This window comes from Streptomyces aureus, from assembly GCF_000725495.1.
GTDB classification, from domain to species: Bacteria; Actinomycetota; Actinomycetes; order Streptomycetales; family Streptomycetaceae; genus Streptomyces; species Streptomyces aureus_B.
On sequence record NZ_JNZD01000015.1, the window covers coordinates 52,216 to 72,995 of the forward strand.

The 20,780-nt window shown below is 68.4% G+C and carries 17 protein-coding genes and 1 pseudogene; 9 read left to right on the top strand and 9 right to left on the bottom strand.

Annotated features, from left to right (window positions below):
* The first annotated feature begins 345 nt into the window (after positions 1 to 345).
* Positions 346 to 1,068, top strand: coding sequence for a glycoside hydrolase family 16 protein (locus IO36_RS21330; RefSeq protein ID WP_245173389.1), 723 nt, complete (start codon positions 346 to 348; stop codon positions 1,066 to 1,068).
* Between the two features lie 192 nt (positions 1,069 to 1,260).
* The gene (locus IO36_RS21335; protein ID WP_051900770.1) at positions 1,261 to 2,274 is read left to right on the top strand and encodes a LacI family DNA-binding transcriptional regulator; all 1,014 of its coding nucleotides are present in this window, start codon (positions 1,261 to 1,263) and stop codon (positions 2,272 to 2,274) included.
* Between the two features lie 261 nt (positions 2,275 to 2,535).
* Here IO36_RS21335 and IO36_RS21340 read toward each other — a convergent pair whose 3' ends face one another.
* The 4 genes from IO36_RS21340 to IO36_RS21355 all read right to left on the bottom strand — a co-directional run bounded on the left by IO36_RS21340 (position 2,536) and on the right by IO36_RS21355 (position 7,349).
* A complete protein-coding gene (locus IO36_RS21340; RefSeq protein WP_078943361.1) occupies positions 2,536 to 3,348 on the bottom strand; it encodes a carbohydrate ABC transporter permease in 813 nt (270 codons plus the stop codon).
* Between the two features lie 95 nt (positions 3,349 to 3,443).
* Positions 3,444 to 4,397, bottom strand: a complete 954-nt coding sequence (locus IO36_RS21345; RefSeq protein ID WP_037622118.1) for a carbohydrate ABC transporter permease — start codon at positions 4,395 to 4,397, stop codon at positions 3,444 to 3,446.
* A gap of 118 nt (positions 4,398 to 4,515) precedes the next feature.
* Entirely contained in the window at positions 4,516 to 5,814 is a 1,299-nt protein-coding gene (locus IO36_RS21350) for an ABC transporter substrate-binding protein (RefSeq protein ID WP_037622119.1), read from the bottom strand.
* Between the two features lie 134 nt (positions 5,815 to 5,948).
* On the bottom strand, positions 5,949 to 7,349 hold the full coding sequence (locus tag IO36_RS21355) for a GH1 family beta-glucosidase (protein ID WP_051900772.1): 1,401 nt from the start codon (positions 7,347 to 7,349) through the stop codon (positions 5,949 to 5,951).
* Between the two features lie 873 nt (positions 7,350 to 8,222).
* Here IO36_RS21355 and IO36_RS21360 point away from each other — a divergent pair.
* Positions 8,223 to 9,509: a glycoside hydrolase family 6 protein gene (locus tag IO36_RS21360; RefSeq protein WP_037622120.1), complete on the top strand. Its 1,287-nt coding sequence runs from the start codon at positions 8,223 to 8,225 to the stop codon at positions 9,507 to 9,509.
* Positions 9,510 to 9,659: 150 nt separating this feature from the next.
* Here the strand turns inward: IO36_RS21360 and IO36_RS21365 are convergent, their stop codons facing one another.
* From IO36_RS21365 to IO36_RS21375, 3 genes are all read right to left on the bottom strand, one after another.
* Positions 9,660 to 9,917, bottom strand: a complete 258-nt coding sequence (locus tag IO36_RS21365) for a helix-turn-helix domain-containing protein (RefSeq protein ID WP_051900774.1) — start codon at positions 9,915 to 9,917, stop codon at positions 9,660 to 9,662.
* Positions 9,917 to 10,408, bottom strand: a complete 492-nt coding sequence (locus tag IO36_RS21370) for a DUF2975 domain-containing protein (RefSeq protein WP_037622121.1) — start codon at positions 10,406 to 10,408, stop codon at positions 9,917 to 9,919. Before IO36_RS21370 ends, IO36_RS21365 begins: the two co-directional genes overlap by 1 nt.
* Before the next feature lie 96 nt (positions 10,409 to 10,504).
* Positions 10,505 to 11,053 carry a DUF1062 domain-containing protein gene (locus tag IO36_RS21375; RefSeq protein WP_037622122.1) on the bottom strand — a complete coding sequence of 183 codons (549 nt, stop codon included), beginning with the start codon at positions 11,051 to 11,053 and terminating at the stop codon, positions 10,505 to 10,507.
* Positions 11,054 to 11,531: 478 nt separating this feature from the next.
* Between IO36_RS21375 and IO36_RS43205 the strand changes: the two genes are divergently transcribed.
* On the top strand, positions 11,532 to 12,593 hold the full coding sequence (locus tag IO36_RS43205; RefSeq protein ID WP_280923742.1) for a protein kinase domain-containing protein: 1,062 nt from the start codon (positions 11,532 to 11,534) through the stop codon (positions 12,591 to 12,593).
* Here IO36_RS43205 and IO36_RS21385 read toward each other — a convergent pair.
* Together IO36_RS21385 and IO36_RS21390 are read right to left on the bottom strand one after the other, a co-directional pair.
* Positions 12,587 to 13,759, bottom strand: a complete 1,173-nt coding sequence (locus IO36_RS21385; RefSeq protein ID WP_051900778.1) for an alkane 1-monooxygenase — start codon at positions 13,757 to 13,759, stop codon at positions 12,587 to 12,589. The genes IO36_RS43205 and IO36_RS21385 overlap by 7 nt on opposite strands.
* A 542-nt stretch (positions 13,760 to 14,301) precedes the next feature.
* On the bottom strand, positions 14,302 to 14,472 hold the full coding sequence (locus IO36_RS21390; protein ID WP_037622123.1) for a DUF5670 family protein: 171 nt from the start codon (positions 14,470 to 14,472) through the stop codon (positions 14,302 to 14,304).
* Between the two features lie 179 nt (positions 14,473 to 14,651).
* Between IO36_RS21390 and IO36_RS44710 the strand changes: the two genes are divergently transcribed.
* From IO36_RS44710 to IO36_RS21410, 5 genes and pseudogenes are all read left to right on the top strand, one after another.
* Positions 14,652 to 14,828, top strand: a complete 177-nt coding sequence (locus tag IO36_RS44710; RefSeq protein ID WP_078943354.1) for a CsbD family protein — start codon at positions 14,652 to 14,654, stop codon at positions 14,826 to 14,828.
* Positions 14,829 to 15,206: 378 nt separating this feature from the next.
* Positions 15,207 to 15,431 (top strand): annotated as a pseudogene (locus IO36_RS21395) (SRPBCC family protein); the annotation flags it as partial.
* Between the two features lie 189 nt (positions 15,432 to 15,620).
* Positions 15,621 to 16,361, top strand: a complete 741-nt coding sequence (locus tag IO36_RS21400) for a class I SAM-dependent methyltransferase (protein ID WP_037622124.1) — start codon at positions 15,621 to 15,623, stop codon at positions 16,359 to 16,361.
* Positions 16,362 to 16,563: 202 nt separating this feature from the next.
* The gene (locus IO36_RS21405; protein WP_037622125.1) at positions 16,564 to 18,156 is read left to right on the top strand and encodes a PQQ-binding-like beta-propeller repeat protein; all 1,593 of its coding nucleotides are present in this window, start codon (positions 16,564 to 16,566) and stop codon (positions 18,154 to 18,156) included.
* A gap of 305 nt (positions 18,157 to 18,461) precedes the next feature.
* On the top strand, positions 18,462 to 20,564 hold the full coding sequence (locus tag IO36_RS21410; protein ID WP_037622126.1) for a glycosyl hydrolase family 28-related protein: 2,103 nt from the start codon (positions 18,462 to 18,464) through the stop codon (positions 20,562 to 20,564).
* The last annotated feature ends 216 nt before the right edge of the window (positions 20,565 to 20,780 follow it).

Sequence of the window (20,780 nt, forward strand, 5' to 3'; positions counted from 1 at the left end):
CGCCTGCCTCGCGCGGTCCGCCTGGCTTCAAATTTCGAATGCAAGTCAAGATGGGTCCCCCTCAGTCGATGCACTGCTCGACTCGTGGGCGCGCTGCACAAGAGACGCCCTTGAGCTGGCCATTTGAGCCAATGATCTCGCGTTGCGGGGTGCTGGGCGAGCCCGGGAGGGCAGACCGCTGTTCAACAAATGAAGCCTGGAGTGTTGACACGGCGTTACGGCGGTGTCATGTTCACGGTCATCGGCGTGGTGGTTGAGCGCGTTCGATCCACTGGTGCCGTCAGCTTCCGGATAGAGCTGGAAGCGCTACCAATTCTGGTGCTGAGCAAAGGAGCTCTCGTGCCTGTGTCAGTCGCAAGATCGTTCCGGATCCTCGTCGCGCTGATGGCGGTCTGCCTGTTCCTCCCCCTGGCCGCCCACCCGGCGCACGCGGCATCGTGGGGTTCCCCGCAAACGGTGAACTCCTGGAACACGATCAACCAGCGGTGGACCGCCAACAACGAGTTGGAGACCTACACGCCCAGCTGTGTGTGGTACGAAGGCAGCACTCTCGTGATCAAGACGTACAAGGGGAGTGACGGCAAGTACTACTCGGGCCGGGTGGAGTCCAAGGCCCTCTACGGCTACGGCACCTACAGCTTCACGGCGAGCATGCCGAACGGCCGGGGACTGCTCCCCGCCGTGTGGGCGGCCTACCTGAACCCCTGGCTGCCCGAGTTCGACGCCGCGGAGATCGTGGGCCAGAACCCGAACACCGTCTACCAGACGTTCCATGACCCGAACAACGCGCAGACGCAGTTCTCGAAGGCCAACTCCGCCGGTTGGACCAACGCGTTCCACACGTACTCCTTCTCGTGGTGGCCCGACCACATCGACTTCGCCGTGGACGGCACCATCACGGGTACGAAGTGGTACACCACCGCACCGGGTGTGGGCATGCACTTCATCGTGAACACCGCCGTGGGCGGCGACTGGCCCGGCAACCCGGACGCCTCGACGTGGGCGACGGCGGACGGTGCCCGTTACCTGAAGGTCTCGGCGATCACGTACACGCCGTACTACCCGTAGTCCGGGTGACGGTCGGCGGCGGCAGCATCTGGGCCGCCGCCGGCTGTCGCGTTGAGACCTGCCACCCGGGCCGCCGGCTTCCGAGAGGAAGGCGGCGGCCCGGGTCGTCTCCTGGGAGTTTGTGGCCTCGAAGGGCTGGATGAGTGGAGAATGGGAGGGCTTCCAAGATTCTTTCGAAAGGACCTGGGCCTCATGGGTAACGCTCTGCCGCCGCGACGGTTGACGCTCGACCAGGTGGCCGAGCGGGCCGGGGTCTCTCGATCCGTCGCCTCCAGGGTGCTGAACAACGCCCCCCACGTCAGTCGGGCCAAGCGAGACGCCGTCGAACGGGCCGTGCGCGACCTGGGATTCGTCGCCAACTCCAAGGCACGGGCCCTGGCGACCAGCCAGTCCGGGGTGGCCGCGCTCGTCATCTCACGCCAGGACCCTTCGATCCTGGCCGATCCGTTCTACGCCCAGGTCATCGTGGGGATATCGGCCGCTTTGGAGGAGGGGGACCTGCACCTGATGCTGTGCCTCGCCGAGTCCGAGCGGGGGCGGGCCAGGGTGGAGAAGCTGCTGCGGTCCGGAGCCGTGGACGGGGTGATGATGATGGCATTGCACGCCGACGATCCACTGATCAAGGTCGCCGACAAGGCGTCGACTCCCGTGGTCTTCGGCGGACGGCCCGGCGGTACGCCGCCACAGTGGTACGTCGACATCGACAACGTGGCCGGCGCCCGCGCGGCGACCGAACATCTGCTGTCGAGGGGGCGACGCAACGTCGTCACGATCACCGGCCCCTTGGACACCGAGGTGGGGCAGGCCCGGCACCGGGGTTACCGGGAGGCGCTGCTGTTGGCCGGACTCAAGGCCAGGGCCTCCGAGACCGGCGACTTCACGGAGGCGAGCGGCGCGGCCGCCATGAGCCGCCTGCTGGAGCATCAGCCCGATCTGGACGGCGTGTTCGCGGCGAACGACAACATGGCGGCCGGGGCGCTGAAGGTTCTGCGCGGCGCCGGCCGATCGGTGCCCGAGGACGTGTCCGTGGTGGGGTTCGACGATCTGGCCGTCGCGCAGAACGCCCAGCCCGCCCTGACCACGGTTCATCAGCCCATACGGGACTTGGGGACGGAGATGGCCCGCATGCTGGTCGCTCTGATCGGCGGCAAGAATCCCAGCCCGATCCTGCTGCCCTCGCACCTGGTGGTGCGATCCAGCACCTGACGAGCGCCCTCGTGAAGAGCAACGCCCTCGTGAACAGTGCTGCCCTGGGAACAGCGCTGCCCTCGTGTCCGCGGCACGCGGCAGGCAGCCGCCGATCGCATCGGCACGGTCTCGGCGCGGACGCCGCACCGGCGCGACCTCGGCGGGGAGGAGGCCGGGGGCCGCCTGCCGCGAGCAACGGACACGAGGACGCTCTGACGCCTCAGCCTTTGACGCCTCAGCCGTCTGGTGCCTCAGCTTTGACGGCTAAGCTTTGACGCCTCAGCCCTTGACGGCTCCGTGCATGATGCCTCCGACGATCTGACGCCCGAGCAGACCGAAGACGACCAGCACCGGAAGGGTGCCCAGCAGGGTGCCGGCCATGATGACGGACTGGTCCTGGACATAGCCGCCGCCGAGCTGGCGAAGGGCGACCTGCACGGTGGGTTCCTGGGAGGACAGGGCGATGATGGGCCAGAAGAAGTCGTTCCAGGCGGTCATGAACGTGAGCAGTCCGAGGACGGCCATGGCCGGACGGGCGACGGGAATGACGATCGTCCAGAAGATGCGTGAGGTCGAGGCTCCGTCGACCCGGGCGGCCTCGATCAGTTCGTCGGGCAGGGACTGCGCGATGTACTGGCGCATGAAGAACACGCCGAAGGCGGAGACGAGGCTGGGCAGGATGACGGCCTGAAGCTGATTCGCCCACTGCAGCTTGGCGATGACCATGAAGAGGGGGATGACCCCGAGCTGCGGCGGGATCATCATCGTGCCGACGGTGAAGGCCAGCAGTGCGTTGCGGCCGCGGAAACGCAGCTTGGCGAAGGCGAAGCCGGCCAGCGTCGAGCACAGCACGGTGCCCACCGTGATCGACGAGGACACGATCAGCGAGTTGAGCAGAGCCCTGCCGATGTCCGCCTGCTGCAAAGCCTGTTGGAAGTTGTGCAGGAGATTCGGGCCGGGCCACAGCACGGGAGGGACACGCGCGATGTCGGCGTTGGACCGGCTCGCCGCGACGAGCGTGTAGTACAGCGGGAACATCGACGTCAGCGTCGCCAGGACGAGGAACGCGTAGGTGAGACGGCCCGCGTGCATCGTGCGGCCTGCGCGCTTGCGGCGCCGGGTGGTCGGCCGGTTCACGGCCGGCGCCCCGTTCGCGGGAGCCCGTCGGGTGTCTGTGAGAGTGGTGGTCACCGGGCGGTCTCCTTGGCCGGACGGCGGCGCGTGAGCAGGGCGTTGAGCCCGACGAGCAGCAGGATGAGCAGGAACATCACCCAGGCGATCGCGGCGGCGCGCCCGAGGTGGAAGAAGGACCAGCCCTGCTCGTACATGTAGAGGCCGAGGGTCTGGTACTGATGGCTGATGCCCCCGGACGCGGAACCCTCGAAGAGCAGCGGTTCGCCGAAGAGCTGGGTGGCGCCGATGGTGGACATGATGACGGCGAAGACGATCGTGGGACGCAGTCCGGGCAGCGTCACATGGAAGAACTGGCGCCAACGGGAGGCGCCGTCCATCTCGGCGGCTTCGTACAGGTCGGCGGGAATGGACTGCATGCCCGCCAGGAAGATGAGGGCGTTGTAGCCGGTCCAGCGCCAGATGACGATGCAGGACACGGCGGTCTGCGAGGTCCATGTGCCGGTCTGCCAGTCGACCGGACCGATCCCCACGAGGGACAGCGCATAGTTGACGAGCCCGAAGTCGTGCCCGAAGAGTTGCGCGAAGACCAGGGTTGCCGCGGCGACCGAGGTGGCGTAGGGCAGCAGCATCACGGTGCGGAAGAGGGTCCGGCCACGGAGCTTGTAGTTGAGCAGGTGAGCCAGCCCCAGAGCGAGCATGAGCTGGGGAATCGTCGACAGCGCACCCAGCGTGAAGGTGTTGCGCAGGGCCGTCCAGAAGAACGGGTCGTCGAACACGGCGGTGTAATTGCTCCAGCCGCGCCAGAGTTTGTCACCGGGTGTCTGCAACTCGACCTTGTAGAACGAGATGTACGCGGTGTACAGCAGGGGGAAGAGGCCGAACGCGGCGAAGAGGGTGAAGAAGGGAGCGATGTAGCCGTACGGGGAGAGGGCGCGCAGAGCCCGGCGAGCGGGGGCCGGGGCCGGCGGTGACGGACGGGCGCCGGGCGCCGGTGCGACGAGAGTCATGGGGGTGGTCCTTCGGACGGGGGTGCGGGAGGCGAGCACTCTTGGGCGGCTCACCCGCGGGAGTGCGGAGCCGGGGCCGGAGCAACACGGGGGCGTGCGTCGGGCGTCGGGTCGCGGGTCAGCCGATGGCGTTCTGGACGCCCTTCCTCGCGTTGCCCCACGCGGCGCTGGAACTCGTCCCCTTGCGCTCCACTTCGAACAGGGCCTTGGCGATCTGCTCCTGCACATCCTGGTCGTTCACGCCGAGGATCTGGACGGGTGCCTGTTCCGCGGCGGTGCCGAAGAGCCGGCCGATCGGCGCGTTCGAGAAGTACGGGTCCTTGGTGTCCGCCACCTTCTCGATGGCGGGGATGCTGGAAGGGAAGTTGCCGACCTTCTGGAACAGCTTGGTCTGCTGTTCCGGGGCGGTCAGCCACTTGATCAGCTCGTAGGCTTCCTTCTTGTGCGGGCTCATCCTGGGAATGGAGAGGTAGGAGCCGCCCCAGTTGCCGGCCCGGCCGGGCAGCTTGGCGACGTCCCACTTTCCGGCACCGCTCTTGCCCGCCTGGCCCTTGATGTAGCCCAGCATCCACGCCGGGCAGGGCAGGGTGGCGAAGGATCCGGCCGCGAACGCCTGGTTCCAGGAGGGTGACCACTGGTCGAGCGAGCCGCTCAGACCCGCATGCGCGGCCTCGACGGACAGATCCCAGGCTTGCCTGACGGTGGGGCTGGTCTCCCAGATCAGCTTCCCTGAGGGGTCGTAGTAGCGCTCCTTGGACTGGCCGGCGACATTGGTGTAGATGCTGCGCACGCTGTCGATCCAGGCGCTTTTGCCGGGGGCGTTCTTCTTGTACTGCCGGCCGAGGTCGATGTACCCCTGCCAGGTGGCCCAGCGCTTGGCGAGTTCGTCCCGGTCGGTGGGCAGACCGGCCTTCTTGAGGAGGTCGGTGCGGTAACACATCGCTTCGGGGCCGTTGTCGGTGCCCAGACCGACCACCGCGCCGTTCTTGGCGGTGGCCGCTCCCCACTTGGAGGCGGTGAAGTTCTTCTTGAGCTTGGCCGCTCCGTACGCGTCGAGGTCCTCGAACTTGTCGCTCTGCAGCTGGGCGACGGAGGTGATGCGGCCGATCTCCACGCCCTGGATGTCGGCGAGTCCGCCGCCACCCGCGAGGCGGGTCTGCAAGGACTTCCAGTAGTTCTGTTCCTGCTCGGTGTCGGTCTGCTTGATGGTGATGTTCGGGTGGAGCTTCTCGTACTCCTTGTAGAGTCCGGCCTCCTTGAACCCGAAGGTGCCGAACAGGTCGATGCTCAGCGTGACTTCGCCGTTGCTCTGGCCGGTTCCGGTCGATCCCGACCCGCAGGCGGCGAGCAGGACCGAGGCGAGGGTGACGGCACCCAGCCGGACGAGATTGCTTCTCGCGGCTCGTGCGATGTGCATGGGAAGCCTCCCAGGGCTTTCTCGTGGATGTTTGGAAGCGCTCCCAGTTGACGGCGGGAGGCTGCCGTTCCCGCGATGCGGGCGCTGTGCGGTGACGCGAGGTGACGTGACGAGGAGATGGGCGTCGCGGGTGGTCAGCGTGCCCGGGTGGCCCGTGCCGTCCGGCTCAGCCAGAGCGCGCTGTGCTTGAGCCTGCGCTGTTGGGTCGCGAAGTCGACGTGGACGATTCCGAAGCGCTTGCCGTATCCGTAGGCCCATTCGAAGTTGTCCATCAGCGACCAGGCGAAGTAACCCCGGACGTCGACACCTTGCGCCCGGGCCCGCGCCACGGCGGCCAGGTGGTCGGCGAGGTAGGCGGTGCGTCGGGTGTCCTGCAGCCTGCCCTCGGCGTCGGTGTCGCACGTGCTGTCGTCGAAGGCAGCGCCGTTCTCGGTCACGTAGATCGGCGGAGCCGGGTAGTCGCGGTGGATTCCGACGAGCAGGTCGGTCATGCCCTGTGGGTGGATCTCCCATGGCATCGCCGTCAGGGGCAGGTCGGTCCGCGGAACACGCCGCGGTTCCTTGGTGTCGCCCGCGGCGATGGTGTCGCTGAAGTAGTAGTTGACTCCGAGGAAGTCGAGCGGCTGGGCGATGACACCCAGGTCTCCGCCGCGCACGGGCAGAGGGGCGCCCCGGCGGTCGAGTTCCTCCGTGACGTCGGTGGGGTAGCGCCCCAGCAGGACCGGGTCGAGGTAGAGACGTCGGCCCATGCCGTCGGCCTGATGTGCCGCCGCCAGGTCCGCGGGTTCCGTGCCGGCGGCGTACACCTGGGACGGGTTGAACGTGATCCCCACCCGGGCATGGCGAGAGGCGGCGGCTCGGATGCGCTGGGCCGCCAGGCCGTGGCCGAGGAGCAGGTGGTGCACGGCGCGCACGGCGGAGGGGAAGTGTGTGCGTCCCGGTGCGTGGCAGCCGAGGTGGTAGCCCAGCACCGCTGAGCAGAAAGGTTCGTTGAGGGTGATCCAATGGCGGACCCGGTCGCCGAGGCGTCCGGCGGCGAGCTCGGCGAAGTCCGCCAGCCGGTAGGCGGTGTCACGGGCCGACCAGCCGCCGGCGTCTTCGAGCTCCTGCGGCAGGTCCCAGTGGTAGAGCGTCGCCCAGGGGGCGATGCCACGACCGAGCAGCTCGTCGACGAGCCGGTCGTAGAAGTCGAGCCCCTTGGCGTTGGCCGGTCCGCGTCCGCCCGGTTGGACGCGCGGCCAGGACAGTGAGAACCGGTAGGCGTCCAGGCCCAGTTCGTGTAAGAGAGCGACATCCTCCGGCATGCGGTGGTAGTGGTCGCAGGCCACGTCACCGTGATCGTTGTTCTCGATGGCGCCGGGGGTGTGGCTGAAGGTGTCCCAGATGGACGCGGTGCGACCGTCCAGTGCCGCGGCACCCTCGATCTGGTAGGCGGAAGTCGCGGCTCCCCACAGGAAATCGGTCGGGAGGTCGAGGGCTGCAGGGGATGTCCCGACACGTGGATCGGGCAGGGCGGAGCGCTGCTCCGTACTCATGGGTGTCTCCGTCAGTGGCAAGGTACGACCGGATACGCGGGCTCCGGCCCGTCAGGCGGATTCCTGCTCGGCGGCTCAAACTTGGGAGCGCTCCCAAGAAGATGGGCCGCTATGAAGAACCTGTCAAGGGGTGCGCGGGATGGGTGACGGGACGCCGAAGTCCCGGAAATCCGCCGGTCGCAGGCGTTCTGTAGGGCCTGAACTGCGCTTCTGTCGGCAGGAGCGTCGTCGGCGAACCCCGCTCGGGAGGCGGGATGTTCTTGTCGTTCAAGCGTGTATTCACGTCACAACTGGCAGCGCTTCCAGTTCTTGGACACAGGCATCGAAGACGGCTCGCCAGCCCACGCGTAGCCGGTCATGACGGCCGATGAAGCTTCCTTCGGAAGGCGGGAATTGAGGCCAGGAACTCGCCAACGCCGGATTCATTGCATGAAGAGCCCGAGGCGCTCCGGTCGGCTCGTGGGCGTTGGGCGGACACAGGCAGAGAGCCGGACATCCAGGGAGAAGTGGCTCGGGAAGTGTGGTGCGCGATGTACTCCGGGCAGCCTTCCGTGTCGTGAACCGAGCCCCGGTCCGCGTCCGCGCCGTCCGCTGATCCGTACCAACAGCGTTCAATTCTCGAACAGTTGGCGTCGATCTGCTTGACATGCTGTCACCCCCCTGGCCATCCTGCACATCAGGAAGCGCTCCCAAAACAGGTCGGCCCACCGACGCCGACCTCGGGCCCCGTCACCCCCACCTGGAAGACGCCCGCACGGGACCACCTCCAGCTCCATGGCCACCGTGGACGGCACGCCCCTCTTCACCGTCCCGCGTCATCGCCCGCGTCCTGCCCGGACCGCAGGATCCCCCCGACAAGGGAGAAGCACCTTCATGAGCCGTGTCAAACCCATACGCCGACTGGCCGTACTGGCCTGTGCCGCCGTCGCGGTGGCCGGCCTGACCCCACAGGCCACGGCCACTCCGCGCCCCGTGAACGGCCATCAACTGGCCCACAGCACACGCTTCTACGTGGACCCGAACAGCAAGGCGGCCCGACAGGCGGTCGCCGATCTCCGCGCCGGCCACCTCGCCGACGCGCGGAACATGGCCAAGCTGGCCTCGTGGCCCGAGTCCTTCTGGCTCACCGAAGGAACCCCGCGGCAGGTGCGCACGAAGGTCCGGGGCATCATGCGCGCCGCGAAGGCGACCCACACGGTCCCGGTCCTCGTTCTGTACAACGTCCCGGGCCGGGACTGCAGCAACTATTCCAGCGGGGGAGCGGCCAGTGCCGCGGCCTACGACGCCTGGGTGCGGGCGGTGGCCGGCGGGATCGGCGACGGCAAGGCGCTCACCATCGTCGAACCCGACGGACTCGCGCTGCTGCCCCGGGACTGCGGCAACGGCGCCGATCCCGACGGAGCGCGTACCGCCGAACGCCTGAGCAGTATCAAATCGGCGATCAAGACGCTCGAACGCCGGCCGTCCACCTCCGTCTACGTCGACGGGGGCACGAGTAACTGGCAGTCCCCGGGCGTCATCACACAGCGCCTGCTCGCGGCGGGTGCGGACAGCGCGCAGGGCGTCGCCCTCAACGTGTCCAACTATCAGCCCACCGACCAGCTCAACCAGTACGCGACATGGGTGTCCAAGTGCATCCACTACGCAACCCACGGCGGCACCGGCACCGCGGAGAGCCGTGCGACCGACTGCGCCGGCCAGTACTACTCGGCGTCGGCACCCAACGACGGCAAGCCCGGAAACTCGGTCACCTTCGAAGATCCCAGCACCTGGCACTGGTCCGACGCCTGGTACGACAGCCACGTCGGAACCGTCCCCGCCGACCAACTCACCCACTACGTCCTCGACACCAGCCGCAACGGCCTGGGGGCCTGGACCGCACCCGACAAGTACACGGACGACGAACACTGGTGCAACGCGCCGGGCCGCGGAGTCGGTGTCCGTCCCACCGCCGACACCGGCCGACCGCTCGCGGACGCCTATCTCTACGTGAAGATCATCGGAGAGTCCGACGGAACGTGCCACCGCGGAACCCCTGGACCGGGCGACCCCGAGTACGGAGGGGTCGAGGACCCGCCGGCCGGTGCCTGGTGGCCCGACTTCGCCCACACCCTGGCACGCAACGCACGCCCCTCGCTGGAGTGGAACCTCGCCCACTGAGCGTCGCCCGAGCGAACAGCTACATGCGGAGCGGGCGGCGGCGTTCGCTGGCTGACGGCGGGACGAGACGGGGTCGGTGCGCACAGTCTCGTGGCGCCGGCCACGCTTCGGCTACGGGCACAAGTCGGGCCGTCAACGCTGGGACAGCGGTCAGGAGTCGGGCACCTCGGCCAGACGGTCCAGGGGGCCTGAGCCCGTGCCCTCCTCGGCCTCCCAGCGCAAGAGGTCACCCGGTTGGCAGTCCAGCACTTCGCAGAGCGCGGCAAGCGTCGTGAAGCGCACTGCTTTGGCGCGCCCGTTCTTGAGTACGGCCAGGTTGGCGGGTGTGATCCCGATCCGGTCTGCGAGTTCGCCCACGGACATCTTGCGCCTGGCCAGCATCACGTCGATGTCGACGGCGATCGGCATCAGATGACCTCGTCCAGGTCCGCTCGCATCTGGGCCGCTTCGACGTCACGGTCGACGGCCTGGGCGAGCAGCGTCCGCAGAACGAGCACGATGAGCGCAACTCCCAGGATGGCCAAGCCGATTCCGGCCATGATGAGGGTCACTCCAGGATCGTCCCGCTGGCCGGGCGCGTTCAGGGCCGTGACCGCGAACCACACGAGCGCAGCCGCGACGATCGCGCCGATGATGACGTCCACGTACCGGAAGGCACCGTGGGAGAAGACGGTTCCGCGGCGCACCATCGTGACCAGTCGCCATACGCAGACCAGGGCGACCTGCGCCGCCCCGATGCCCAGGATCGTGACGACACGCAGTGGGGTCAGCGGGAGCGACCCGTCCTCGGGGTCATTCCCGCTGACCAACGCCCACAGCATCAACGCCTGAACGAACACGCTGCCGGTGAGCACCATCACGAGCACGGCGCGCAACGCGCGCACTGTCAGCTTTCCCATGCCTCATCCTCCATCGATCTACGATGGAAATCTATCGAATATCGATACATGCGGCAATGCGGCGGGCGGGACGTGTTGGCACCCTCGAGTGAGGGCTCAGCGCTTGAGCGTGAAGGTGAAGTCGCAGGAGAGTCTGCCGCTCAGCCGGACTGCCGAAACGAGTGTGCCCTCCGTGATCAGTCGCTCGACCTCGGCCCGCGAAACACCGAACCCTTGAGAGATCAGTCGCACCGGTCGGACCGGGATCCGTGCCGCGAAGCGGACCGACACGTCGATCACCTCGCGGTCCAGGTGATCCGATCCGCCGGTGTCGAGGCGCCAGGCGTTGTCCCAGTCGAGGGCTATGCGATTGCGGCGCTGCACGACTGGATCCTGGAGCAACTCGGCCGCGAGGCCGGGGTCGTTGTTGTGCATCAGGTCGAGCAGATCAGGTCGTACGGAGCGCACGTTCACCCGTTCCAGGACCGTGAGCTTTGCCGTGTCGCCGCAAGCGGTGCAGAGCACGAGGAGCCAGGCGTCGAGGAGCTTGTGGTGTGCGTTGACGCGGAATTTGCCGTTCGCCCGGAAACGGTTGGACGCGCACGCGGGGCAACGGCGGAGAACGGTCGGCAGGCAGGTGGGCATGACCACCCAGACATTGAGCACAGAAGTACACCGGTTTCAGTGAGAAGTCCGCAGCAAAAAGCAGCGCGGCGCACAGGCGCGACGCGCGACAGATCAGCACTCGGGGGGTCTCACAGGGTGTACAACGGCACGTCCTTGCCTAGACGACTTGGCTCGGCAGCACGGTAAGGGCACACGGCGGCGCTGCTCCACTGGTTTTCGGGCGCCTCACCGCCAGGTTCTGCCGCGGGGATGTTCCCTGTGCGGTGGGCTCGGGCAGGGCCGCTGACGGCACTCGCGCGCATACGACTGCCGGGCCGCGCCAGATTCACAACCCACCGCTCGTCCTGCGACCGCACTGCCGACCGTGCCGGCCCACTCCCTCGTCGGCATCGACACAACCGCCTCGCCGAAGACCGTCCCGAGTAGATACTGCTGCGCCGGGCCGGTGCCGGCTCCCTGCATAGTGAAATGATCTGGTCTGAAGTGGGCCGAGGGTCGTCGCGTGATCGTGCGTGTGGTGCGGGAAGGGGTTGAGGGTGCACCAGGGGGAGTTGCTGGCCGGCAAGTACCTGCTGGAGGTACGGATCGGCCAAGGCGGGAAGCGCGTACGGGCGCCCGGTTGCAGCATGTCGGCATTACCGTCGTGTACGACATCGGAGAACATCAAGGGCACCCGTTCTTCGTGATGGAGTTGCTGGCCGGCACCGACTTCCAGACGCTGATCGAGGCCAGCCCAACTGGTCTGCCGGTCGTCAGCGTGGCGCAGTTGATGGCGCCGGTGGCGGATGCTCTGTACTACGCACACCGCAAGGGGGTCGTGCACCGTGACATCAAGCCGGCCAACCTGATGGAATTGTCCGACGGCGGGGTGAAGATCTGTGACTTCGGGATAGCCCGCTACGCCGATGCCACCACAGGCGGCACCGCGCCCGGCGGCATGCTCGGTACCCCCGCTTACATGGCACCCGAGCAGTACGAAGGCAAGGACGCCACTCCGGCCGGCGACCTGTACTCCTTCGGCGCCACCCTGCACGCGCTGCTTGTCGGACGGCCGCCCTTCCCTGGCCCGTCACTTCCCAGCCTCATGCGCCAGCACCTCACGCAGCCCCCGCCACGCCTCACAGATCTCCGGCCCGACATCCCCGCCGAGCTCGAACGGCTGGTCCTGGATCTGCTGACCAAGGACGTCGCCGGCCGACCCGCATCCGCGGCCTACGTGCGCGACACCCTCCGTGCACTCACCGGCGACCTCGTCCAGTTGACGCCCCCGCCAACGGTCCAGCGTCCGGCGGGTTGGGCTCCGCTTCCTCCGCTGTCACCGGCGGAAGAGCAGACACTTCGTTCCACGGACGCTGACATCTCCACCCAGATCGAGTTCGTCAACCTGCGCAGACAGGCCGTACGAATCTGCTGGCTCGACTACCAGGGCTCCCGCACCTTCTACACGCAACTCGCCCCAGGCATGTCCTACATCCAGCAGACATATGTCTCACATCCATGGATCATCACGGACACAGCAGAAATCCCGATCGCCATCTTCCATCCGACCACAGCACCGGGCCAGGCGACCATCTACTGACCAGGCTGGGCCACCGACCCCGCGAGATGGGGGTTTGGCGCGGACCCCCGTGGCTTCCTGGTGTTGGTGAGGCTCGCGTCGCCGTCGTAATGGGCCAGCAACCGTGGGTCCATGACTCGGCGCCACAGTGGTGGGGCCCAGGCGAGGACGATCATCGCCGCGTAGCCGGCAGGGAGCTGCGGGGCCTCGTCGAAGTGGCGCAGGGTCTGGTAGCGGCGCAGCGGGTTGGCGTGGTGGTCGGAATGCCGCTGAAGCTGGAAGAGGAACAGGTTGCTGACCGTGTTGTTGCTGTTCCAGCTGTGCCGAGGGGCGACCCGCTCGTAGCGGCCGTGAGGACGACGTTGGCGCAACAGGCCGTAGTGTTCGAGGTAGTTGACCGATTCCAGCAGGCCGATCCCGAGCACCGCCTGCAACAGCAGATAGGGCAGCACCACAAGGCCGAACACGGTGCTCAGCGCAGCGAAAACGGCCACGGACACCGCCCAGGCGGACAGGACGTCGTTGTGTCTGCTCCATGTGCGCCGCCCTCGGCGCTGGAGTCGACGCCGCTCCAGCGACCAGGCGGAGCCCAGACTGCCCATGACCGTGCGGGGCAGAAAGGCCCAGAAACTCTCGCCCATCCGTGAGCTGGCGGGGTCTTCCGGTGTCGCTACGCGTATGTGGTGACCGTGGTTGTGCTCGACGTAGAAGTGCCCGTAACAGCTCTGGGCGAGTGCCAGGCGGCTGAGCCGGCGCTCCAGATGCTCCCGTTTGTGCCCCAGTTCGTGGGCCGTGTTGATCGCGACGCCCGCCACCACCCCGGTGGTGGCGGCCAGTCCGATCGAGCCGACGATGCCCAGGCCGCCTCCGGACCACTGTGCACACGCCCAGAACAGGGACGCGAACTGCAGCGGCAGATACAGATAGGTGCACCAGCGGTAGTAGCGGTCCCGTTCCAGGCGCTCCACGACCTCCTCCGGCGGATTCCTTCCGTCGGCACCGGTGACCAGATCGAACAACGGCACCAGCGCGAACGCGAAGAACGGCCCCCACCACCAGAACACCGTCACACCGGTGAGGTGCACGAGGGCTCCTGCCTGCCAGGGCAGAGTCGGAACGGCGAGCGCCAAAGGCCACCACACGCGTTTGGGATCCCGCCAGCGAACGCCGTCGGCAACGTGGCTCATCGCGCCCACTCCTTCATCACTCGAATCCGCGTGCTTCCGCCCCTTCCGCCGGGTCGAGGCGGAAGCACGCGTTGGGGGGCCCTCAGACTGACAGCCCACCGAACGGCTGACAAAGGCGGCGCAGTGTAAACGTTCTGACGGATCATCAAGTGTGCTGGGAGGGATGCGGCGAGCCCAGCCGACAGGCGCGAGGTCGACGTAGACCTTCCGCTCGGTCGGCTCCTCGGAATTCGTCTCCCGGTGGTTGAGCTGGATCTTTCAACCGTCGTCGAATGCGTGACGCTTGACCGGAATGCCGTGTGCCCCGAATGAAGTCCGCACACATTCGCGTCGCGGAAATGCCGGCGGCCGGAGGGGCCGTGCTGGAGGTCATGGTTCCTGGCGTCACGGCGACCTCCGGCCGTGGTCCCCGACTACCCCGATGCAACGGATTCACGCGACCCGTCGCTCTCGCCTCCGCGGTGGCAGGTACGTGAAACGTGGGTGGGTCCCGGAGCCATGGCTCCGGGACCCACCCACGTCGATGCGCTGGTCAGGCGTGCTTACCAGCGATACCACCGGCCGCGCCTGCCGCCGCTGCCCGCGGGTCGGATCACGAATCCGAGAGCCCACACCACCAGCACGATGACAGCGATCCACCACAGGGCCTTCAGCGCGAAACCGGCGCCGAAGAGGATCAGGGCGAGCAGAAGAACGAGAAGAATGGGAACCATAGTTATCAACCTCCGCCGCCTCGTGTGCCCGGCCGTCACCTCTTCATTCCTGCCGATTTTATGTCTTGCCTACCGAGGTCGAGGCTGTGAAGTGACCTGCCATGGAATCGGGTTTGGAAGGGAAAAGCGGGGTGACACGAAGAAGCGTATTGACGTCCAGTGAGACAGGGTGAGTGGTTGTGGCTGCGGACGAGAAGGCACAGGCCAAGGGCGAGCAGGTCGAAGGCAAGGCCAAGAAGGTCGTCGGCGGCGCGGTCGGCAACGAGTCGCTGAAGGCGAAGGGACAGGCCGAGGAGTCCAAGGGCGATCTCCGCGAGGCCAAGGAGAAGGCCAAGGACGCCGTCAGGCCCAAGTAGACGCTGCATGTCCGAGCCCGGCGTTCGCCACGAGCGCCGGGCTCAGTGCTGTCCGCCCCGCCGAAGACTACGCCCATCCGGCCATCGGACAGGCTGATCAGCGTGAGCGGCGACGGCTCCGGGTCGGCGTCACCGTGCCGGCCGCTGCGAGATCCCACGGGAAGACCTTGCCGGCGGCGGTGGTGCCCACGTCTGCTCAGGGCCCGGCGCGGTTCGTCCGGTACGGCGTCCCGGGGCGGCGCCTGTGAACAGCCCAGGCGTGTGGCGACGGGTCCCGGCTGGACCGCCTTCCCCGGATCGGCGCCGTATGGGACGCACGTGCCTGGGTAGCCGGGTTGCGCCGATTCGTCGCCGTCCGCGCGTCGATCCAAGGCGATCCCGCAGGAGCGGATCGCCTGGCACACCACCCAGGGCGTCCACCACGCAGGCGTCGTGACGTTCCACCGGCTGAGCGACACCTCGAGTCGCATCAGCTTGCAGATCGAGTACGACCCGAAGGGATTCGTGGAGCACGTGGGCGCGCTCACCAACCTCGACTCCGTCCTGGCCAACTACGACCTCGGCCAATTCCAGAAGCTCGCCGAAACCGCAGCCGCCGGGTGACGTAGGTGCAGCCCCCGGACGGCGACGGCGCGGTCCGGGGGCTTGTGCATGGCTGGTGCACGGCTACCCGTTGAGCGGGTGTCCTTGAACCCGGCGAAGCTCACCCTCTTCAGGGCCGGACCGGCGACGAGAACCGGCCGGTGCCCCCTCGGGTTGACCACCACCGGCAGGCGGTGCTGGAGTCGCGACGTGGACAGCACCCCCGCCAACCGGCGGCTCTGGAACCGGATCAGCAGCGACTACCAGCACAAGCACGACCCGCACATCGGTGCCGAACCCCGGCTGTGGGGCATGTACTCCATCCCCGACGCGCACCTGCACGCCCTGGGCGACGTCACCGGCAAGCGCGTCCTCGAACTCGGCTGCGGCGCCGGCCAGTGGTCCAGGGCGCTCGCCGCGGAGGGCGCCGACGTAGTCGGGTTCGACCTCTCCGAAGCCCAACTTGCCGCAGCGGCCCGCACGATGGGAGCGGCCCGCTATCAGTTGGTCCAAGGCGCCGCCGAACAACTCCCCTTCGCCGCCGACAGCTTCGACCTGGTGTTCTGCGACTTCGGTGGGCTCAGCTGGGCTCCTCCGCACCTGGCCGTCCCGCAGGCGGCACGCGTCCTGAATCGAGGCGGGCGCCTGGTGTTCAACGTCGCCAGTCCATGGTTCGAAGCCTGCTACGACGAAGCCGCCGGCCGCGTGACCACGACGCTGCAGCAGGACTACTTCGGGCTGAACACGATTGCCGAGGGCGACGGAGCGACCAGCTATCAACTCACCTACGGCGACTGGGTCAGGGTCCTGCGCGGCGCGGGTCTCGTCATCGACGACCTCATCGAGCCGCGGCCCGCACTCGGAACACCCAACGGCTACAACGAAACCGACCCACCCGACTGGGCAAACCGCTGGCCGGCGGAACTGCTCTGGGTGACCCACAAGCCGTAAGTTCCGCCGCGGCCCTTCGGCGCACGCGGCCGCGCCGGAGCAGGGAGTCCGTCCGCGTCCGCCCTCCGATGAGGTGGCGCGCGCCATGGCGGCTCCGACGGATATCCGATGGTGCGCGGGGCGACAGAACGGGATCATGAACGACCGCCGCTCCGGACCAGGGGCGGCGGTCGTTGCCGTTCGTCCACCGGAGGAAATCTGCATGACCGATCTGCCACTGCTCCGCCGTGTCCTGGGCGACGAGCCCTTCGCCGAGACCGGACTGCCCTGCGTGGCCGTGCTCGACGGCCGTTCGCGGAGGATCGCCGTGGCCGGGGACGTCGGGTATCTGCAGTGGAGCGGCAGCGGCACCGCGGACTCGCGCTGGACGGGGGACCGGATCGGCGTCTACGACCGGGACACCCTGCGCTGCGAACACCTGGTGGCGTCCCGGTATCCCGTCAACGCCCTGGCCTTCCACCCCACGCTCCCCCTGCTGGCCGTCGGGACGGGGTCCTACGACGGCGGCTACTCCTTCGAGGGTGAACTGCTCCTGCTGCACCTGGACTCGGGCACCGTGGTGTCCGCGCTGCCCCACGGGCGGGAGGTGCTCGACGTCGCATGGCACGGTGAGACGGAACTGTGTCTGGTCCTGGCGCCTTGCGACGACTGGGAGAACCCCGACGCTCACGCGCAGGGGCACACGGTCGTGATCGCGCGCGACAGTTGGGGAGCGGTGGGGCCGAGGAACATCGGCCCCGAGGAGTTGGCGGCGCCCGCGCGGCCGGCCGAGCGTCCGGATCACCGGGAGGAGACCCGCCGTCTCCTCGCGGGCCTCGCCGAGGCGGCCGGCCGACGGTGGGCGCCCCGACGACGGGTGTGGGCCGTCGAGAGCGGGGCGGACGGCCGCGTGCTGGCCGCGCTCGACGGAGTCCTCGTAGAGTCCTGGCTGCCGTCGGGGGAACGGGAGTGGGCCGTCGAGGACGAGGAAGGCGGCCGCCAGCTGGTCTTCGCCGCCGACGGGACCTCGGTGTGGACCAACGCCGAACGCCGCATGCGCCGGCGCGAGGGACGATGGCAGCGGGACGCGCCCAGGATCGCCCGCGTCGCGCTCGGCACCGGCGAGGTCCTGGAGACCTTGAGTCTGGAGGGGTCCGGGGTTCTGGTGGCGGGCGGCAGCCGGGTGGTCGTGAGGCCGTCCGACCGCGGACACCGGCGCTCCGCCGTGCCGTCGACGGTGTTCGACCTCGACCACCGTGCGGAGGGGCCCGAGGTCGGCCGCTTCGACCTGTTCAACCACCCGTTCCCGGTCAGACACGCGAGTCGGCCGTACGTCCTCGTGGGTACGCGACAGGACGCACCGCACCGGGACAAGTGGATCGTGTCCCTGGCCGCGGACGGGACGACTCGGCGGCTCCTCCCGCACTCCTGGGCGCCGCAGGAGCACCACTTCGGAGGTCCGGCCGCCGAGACCGGGCGCTCCCTGGTGTACGCGGGCGCGGTCCATGACGGAGCGGGTCTCCAGCCCGGGGGCGCCTATGTCGTACGGCGGTCCCTCGACGGTGCTGTGGCCTGGCAGCACCGTACCGATCATCCGGCCACGGCGCTCGACGCCGACGAGGACACGGTCTACGTCGCCCACAACAACGGCGACCTGACCGCACTGGACGCCGCCACGGGTACGGTCCGCCGGCGCATCGGGATCGAGGTCGACGGGACGCCGACCACGGCACTCTCGCTCGCCGTCGCGCCGGGCGGACGACTGCTGGTCGGGACGGTCGACGGCCGGATCCTGGAGTACGTGGTCTCGAGCTGAGCGCGGACCGCCGCGAAACCGTGCGATCCGTGGCGCTACCAACCCGGACCCTGAGACGTGCGGCGGCGCTGTCACCCCACCCGACCCGCTCCGGATCGCACAACCCCACTGCAAGAAATCGACTAAGGCTTGCAGGATCTGAACTTAAGTATGGAAAGACATGTCCGACGTCTTGTCCGGGTGTCCCGTCGCGCCCTAATGTCCCGGTACGCAGCGGCACGGCGGCGGCCTGACCTGATCCCGCCGTGCCGCCGCACACCGAGCTGCCCTCGGTGTCCTCCGCTCCCAGAGAAACGAGAGATCCGATGGCGCGGTACACCCTCCATGCGGCTGCCGGGCAGGTCCGGGACCGTGCGCGAAGACCCGCTCGGACAGTCGTGGCGGTGACGGCCGCCGCCACCGCGCTGGTCCTCGGGCTCGGCACTCCCGCCCCGGCGGCCTCCGGGCCCTCGGCGCACGCGGGCCGCCCGGCCGCCCCGGTGGTGACCCGGGCCGCGCTCGACCCCGCCCTCGTCGCGGGGCGCGGCGCCGGCGTGGACTTCGACGAGCAGGAAGCCGAGAACGCGTCGACCGACGGAACCGTCATCGGCCCCGACCGCACCGCCTACACCCTGCCCTCCGAGGCGTCCGGCCGAGCGGCGGTGCGTCTGGCGCCCGGCCAGTACGTGGAGTTCACGCTGCCGCGCGCCGCCAACGCCCTCACCGTGCGCTACAGCGTTCCCGACGCCCCCGGAGGCGGTGGCATCACCGCGCCGCTCGACATCTCGGCCGGCGGTCGGCACCGCGCCACGATGACCCTGACCTCGCGGTACTCCTGGCTCTACAACCAGTACCCGTTCAGCAACGACCCCCGCGGCGACCTGCTGCACCCCGACTGGTGGATCACCGAATGCGGATGCGTTCCCGCCGCCACCACCCCGGCGCCCACCGTCGACAAGCCGTTCCGGCCGAGTCACTTCTACGACGAGCAGCGCCTCCTGCTCGGCAAGCGGTACGCGGCCGGTGACACCGTCCGACTCACCGCGCCCCGGAACAGTGCCGCGGCCTGGACCGTGATCGACCTGCTCGACACCCAGCTCGTCGGCGCGCCGCACGTCGAGAAGGGGGCCGCGAACGTGCTCGCCTTCGGGGCCGATCCCACCGGCCGACGGGACGCCGGCGACGCCTTCGACCGGGCCGTCGCCTACGCCAAGAAACGGCACCTGAAGGTGTACGTGCCGCCGGGCACGTACCAGGTGAACCGGCACATCGTCGTGGACGACGTCACGATCGTCGGGGCCGGCAGCTGGTACACGATCATCAAGGGACATCAGGTCACCCTCGACACCCCGGCCCCCGACGGCTCCGTCCACACCGGCGTCGGCTTCTACGGCAAGGGCGCGGCGGACGGCGGCAGCCACCATGTCCATCTGTCCGGTTTCACCGTCGAGGGCGACGTCCGCGAACGCGTCGACACCGATCAGGTCAACGCGATCGGCGGCGCGATCGGCGACTCGACGATCGACGGCCTCTACCTCCACCACACCAAGGTCGGCATGTGGTTCGACGGCCCGATGAGCGGCCTGCGGGTGACCCGGACGACGATCGCCGACCAGATCGCCGACGGCGTCAACTTCCATACCGGCGTAACCGATTCGAGCATCACCGACACGTTCGTCCGCAACACCGGCGACGACGGTCTGGCCATGTGGTCCGAGAAGACGAGCGACGCGCGCAACGTCTTCGCCCACAACACCGTGCAGACCCCGGTCCTCGCCAACGGCATCGCTCTTTACGGCGGCACCGACAACACCGTCACCGGCAACCTGATCGCCGACCCGGTCCGGGAAGGCAGCGCCATCCAGGTCGGCTCCCGGTTCGGCGCACAGCCCTTCGCCGGGCACCTGCGGATCACGGACAACACGACCGTCCGCTCCGGACCCTTCGAGCTCAACTGGAAGATCGGCCTCGGCGCCATCTGGTTCTACGCCCTGGAACGGGACATCGACGCCGACATCGAGGTGAGCGGCGACCACTTCCTCGACAACACCTACAACGCGATCATGCTGGTCTCCGACTTCCCGGTGAAGGACAAGTACGCGATCCGGGGCGTCCGCTTCAAGGACATCCGCGTGGACGGCACCGGCACCTCCGTGCTCAGCGCCCGCTCCGCCGGCTCGGCGTCCTTCGAGAACGTGGACGCGCGCAACGTCGGCGCGGTCGGGATCAACAACTGCGGAGCGTTCACCTTCCCCGCCTCCGGATCCGAATTCCTCGTCCACGACCTCGGCGGCAACGACGGAGGCGGCACCACCGGCCCCTGGCTCGCGTCCTGGGAGCTGCCGAACACCATCACCTGCGACGACCGGCCCCCGGTGGTCCCGCCACCGGCCCCGGGCTCCTGGGCAGGCGCCTCCTCCGCCCACTGACCCCGCTCTGCCCCCGGCGGCGACCGATCCCCATCGGCCGCCGCCGCGGTGCGTGGTCGTCCGTACGCGGGCGGGTCCTTGCCCGGGACGGATGCGTGGTCTCAGCAGCTATCCTTGCCCTTCGGCCGGGGCCGACCGTCGCAGCCAGGGGGACCCGGCTCGGCCCGGGGCCGATTCGCCGCGCGATCTTGGAATGGATGCCTCCGCGGCATTGCT

Coding starts and splice junctions, on each gene's coding strand:
- IO36_RS21335 (WP_051900770.1), top strand. CDS start 1,261: ATGGGTAACGCTCTGCCGCCGCGACGGTTGACGCTCGACCAGGTGGCC.
- IO36_RS21410 (WP_037622126.1), top strand. CDS start 18,462: ATGGCGCGGTACACCCTCCATGCGGCTGCCGGGCAGGTCCGGGACCGT.
- IO36_RS21405 (WP_037622125.1), top strand. CDS start 16,564: ATGACCGATCTGCCACTGCTCCGCCGTGTCCTGGGCGACGAGCCCTTC.
- IO36_RS21365 (WP_051900774.1), bottom strand. CDS start 9,917: ATGCCGATCGCCGTCGACATCGACGTGATGCTGGCCAGGCGCAAGATG.
- IO36_RS21385 (WP_051900778.1), bottom strand. CDS start 13,759: ATGAGCCACGTTGCCGACGGCGTTCGCTGGCGGGATCCCAAACGCGTG.
- IO36_RS21340 (WP_078943361.1), bottom strand. CDS start 3,348: ATGCACGCGGGCCGTCTCACCTACGCGTTCCTCGTCCTGGCGACGCTG.
- IO36_RS21370 (WP_037622121.1), bottom strand. CDS start 10,408: ATGGGAAAGCTGACAGTGCGCGCGTTGCGCGCCGTGCTCGTGATGGTG.
- IO36_RS21350 (WP_037622119.1), bottom strand. CDS start 5,814: ATGCACATCGCACGAGCCGCGAGAAGCAATCTCGTCCGGCTGGGTGCC.
- IO36_RS21360 (WP_037622120.1), top strand. CDS start 8,223: ATGAGCCGTGTCAAACCCATACGCCGACTGGCCGTACTGGCCTGTGCC.
- IO36_RS21355 (WP_051900772.1), bottom strand. CDS start 7,349: ATGAGTACGGAGCAGCGCTCCGCCCTGCCCGATCCACGTGTCGGGACA.
- IO36_RS21390 (WP_037622123.1), bottom strand. CDS start 14,472: ATGGTTCCCATTCTTCTCGTTCTTCTGCTCGCCCTGATCCTCTTCGGC.
- IO36_RS21345 (WP_037622118.1), bottom strand. CDS start 4,397: ATGACTCTCGTCGCACCGGCGCCCGGCGCCCGTCCGTCACCGCCGGCC.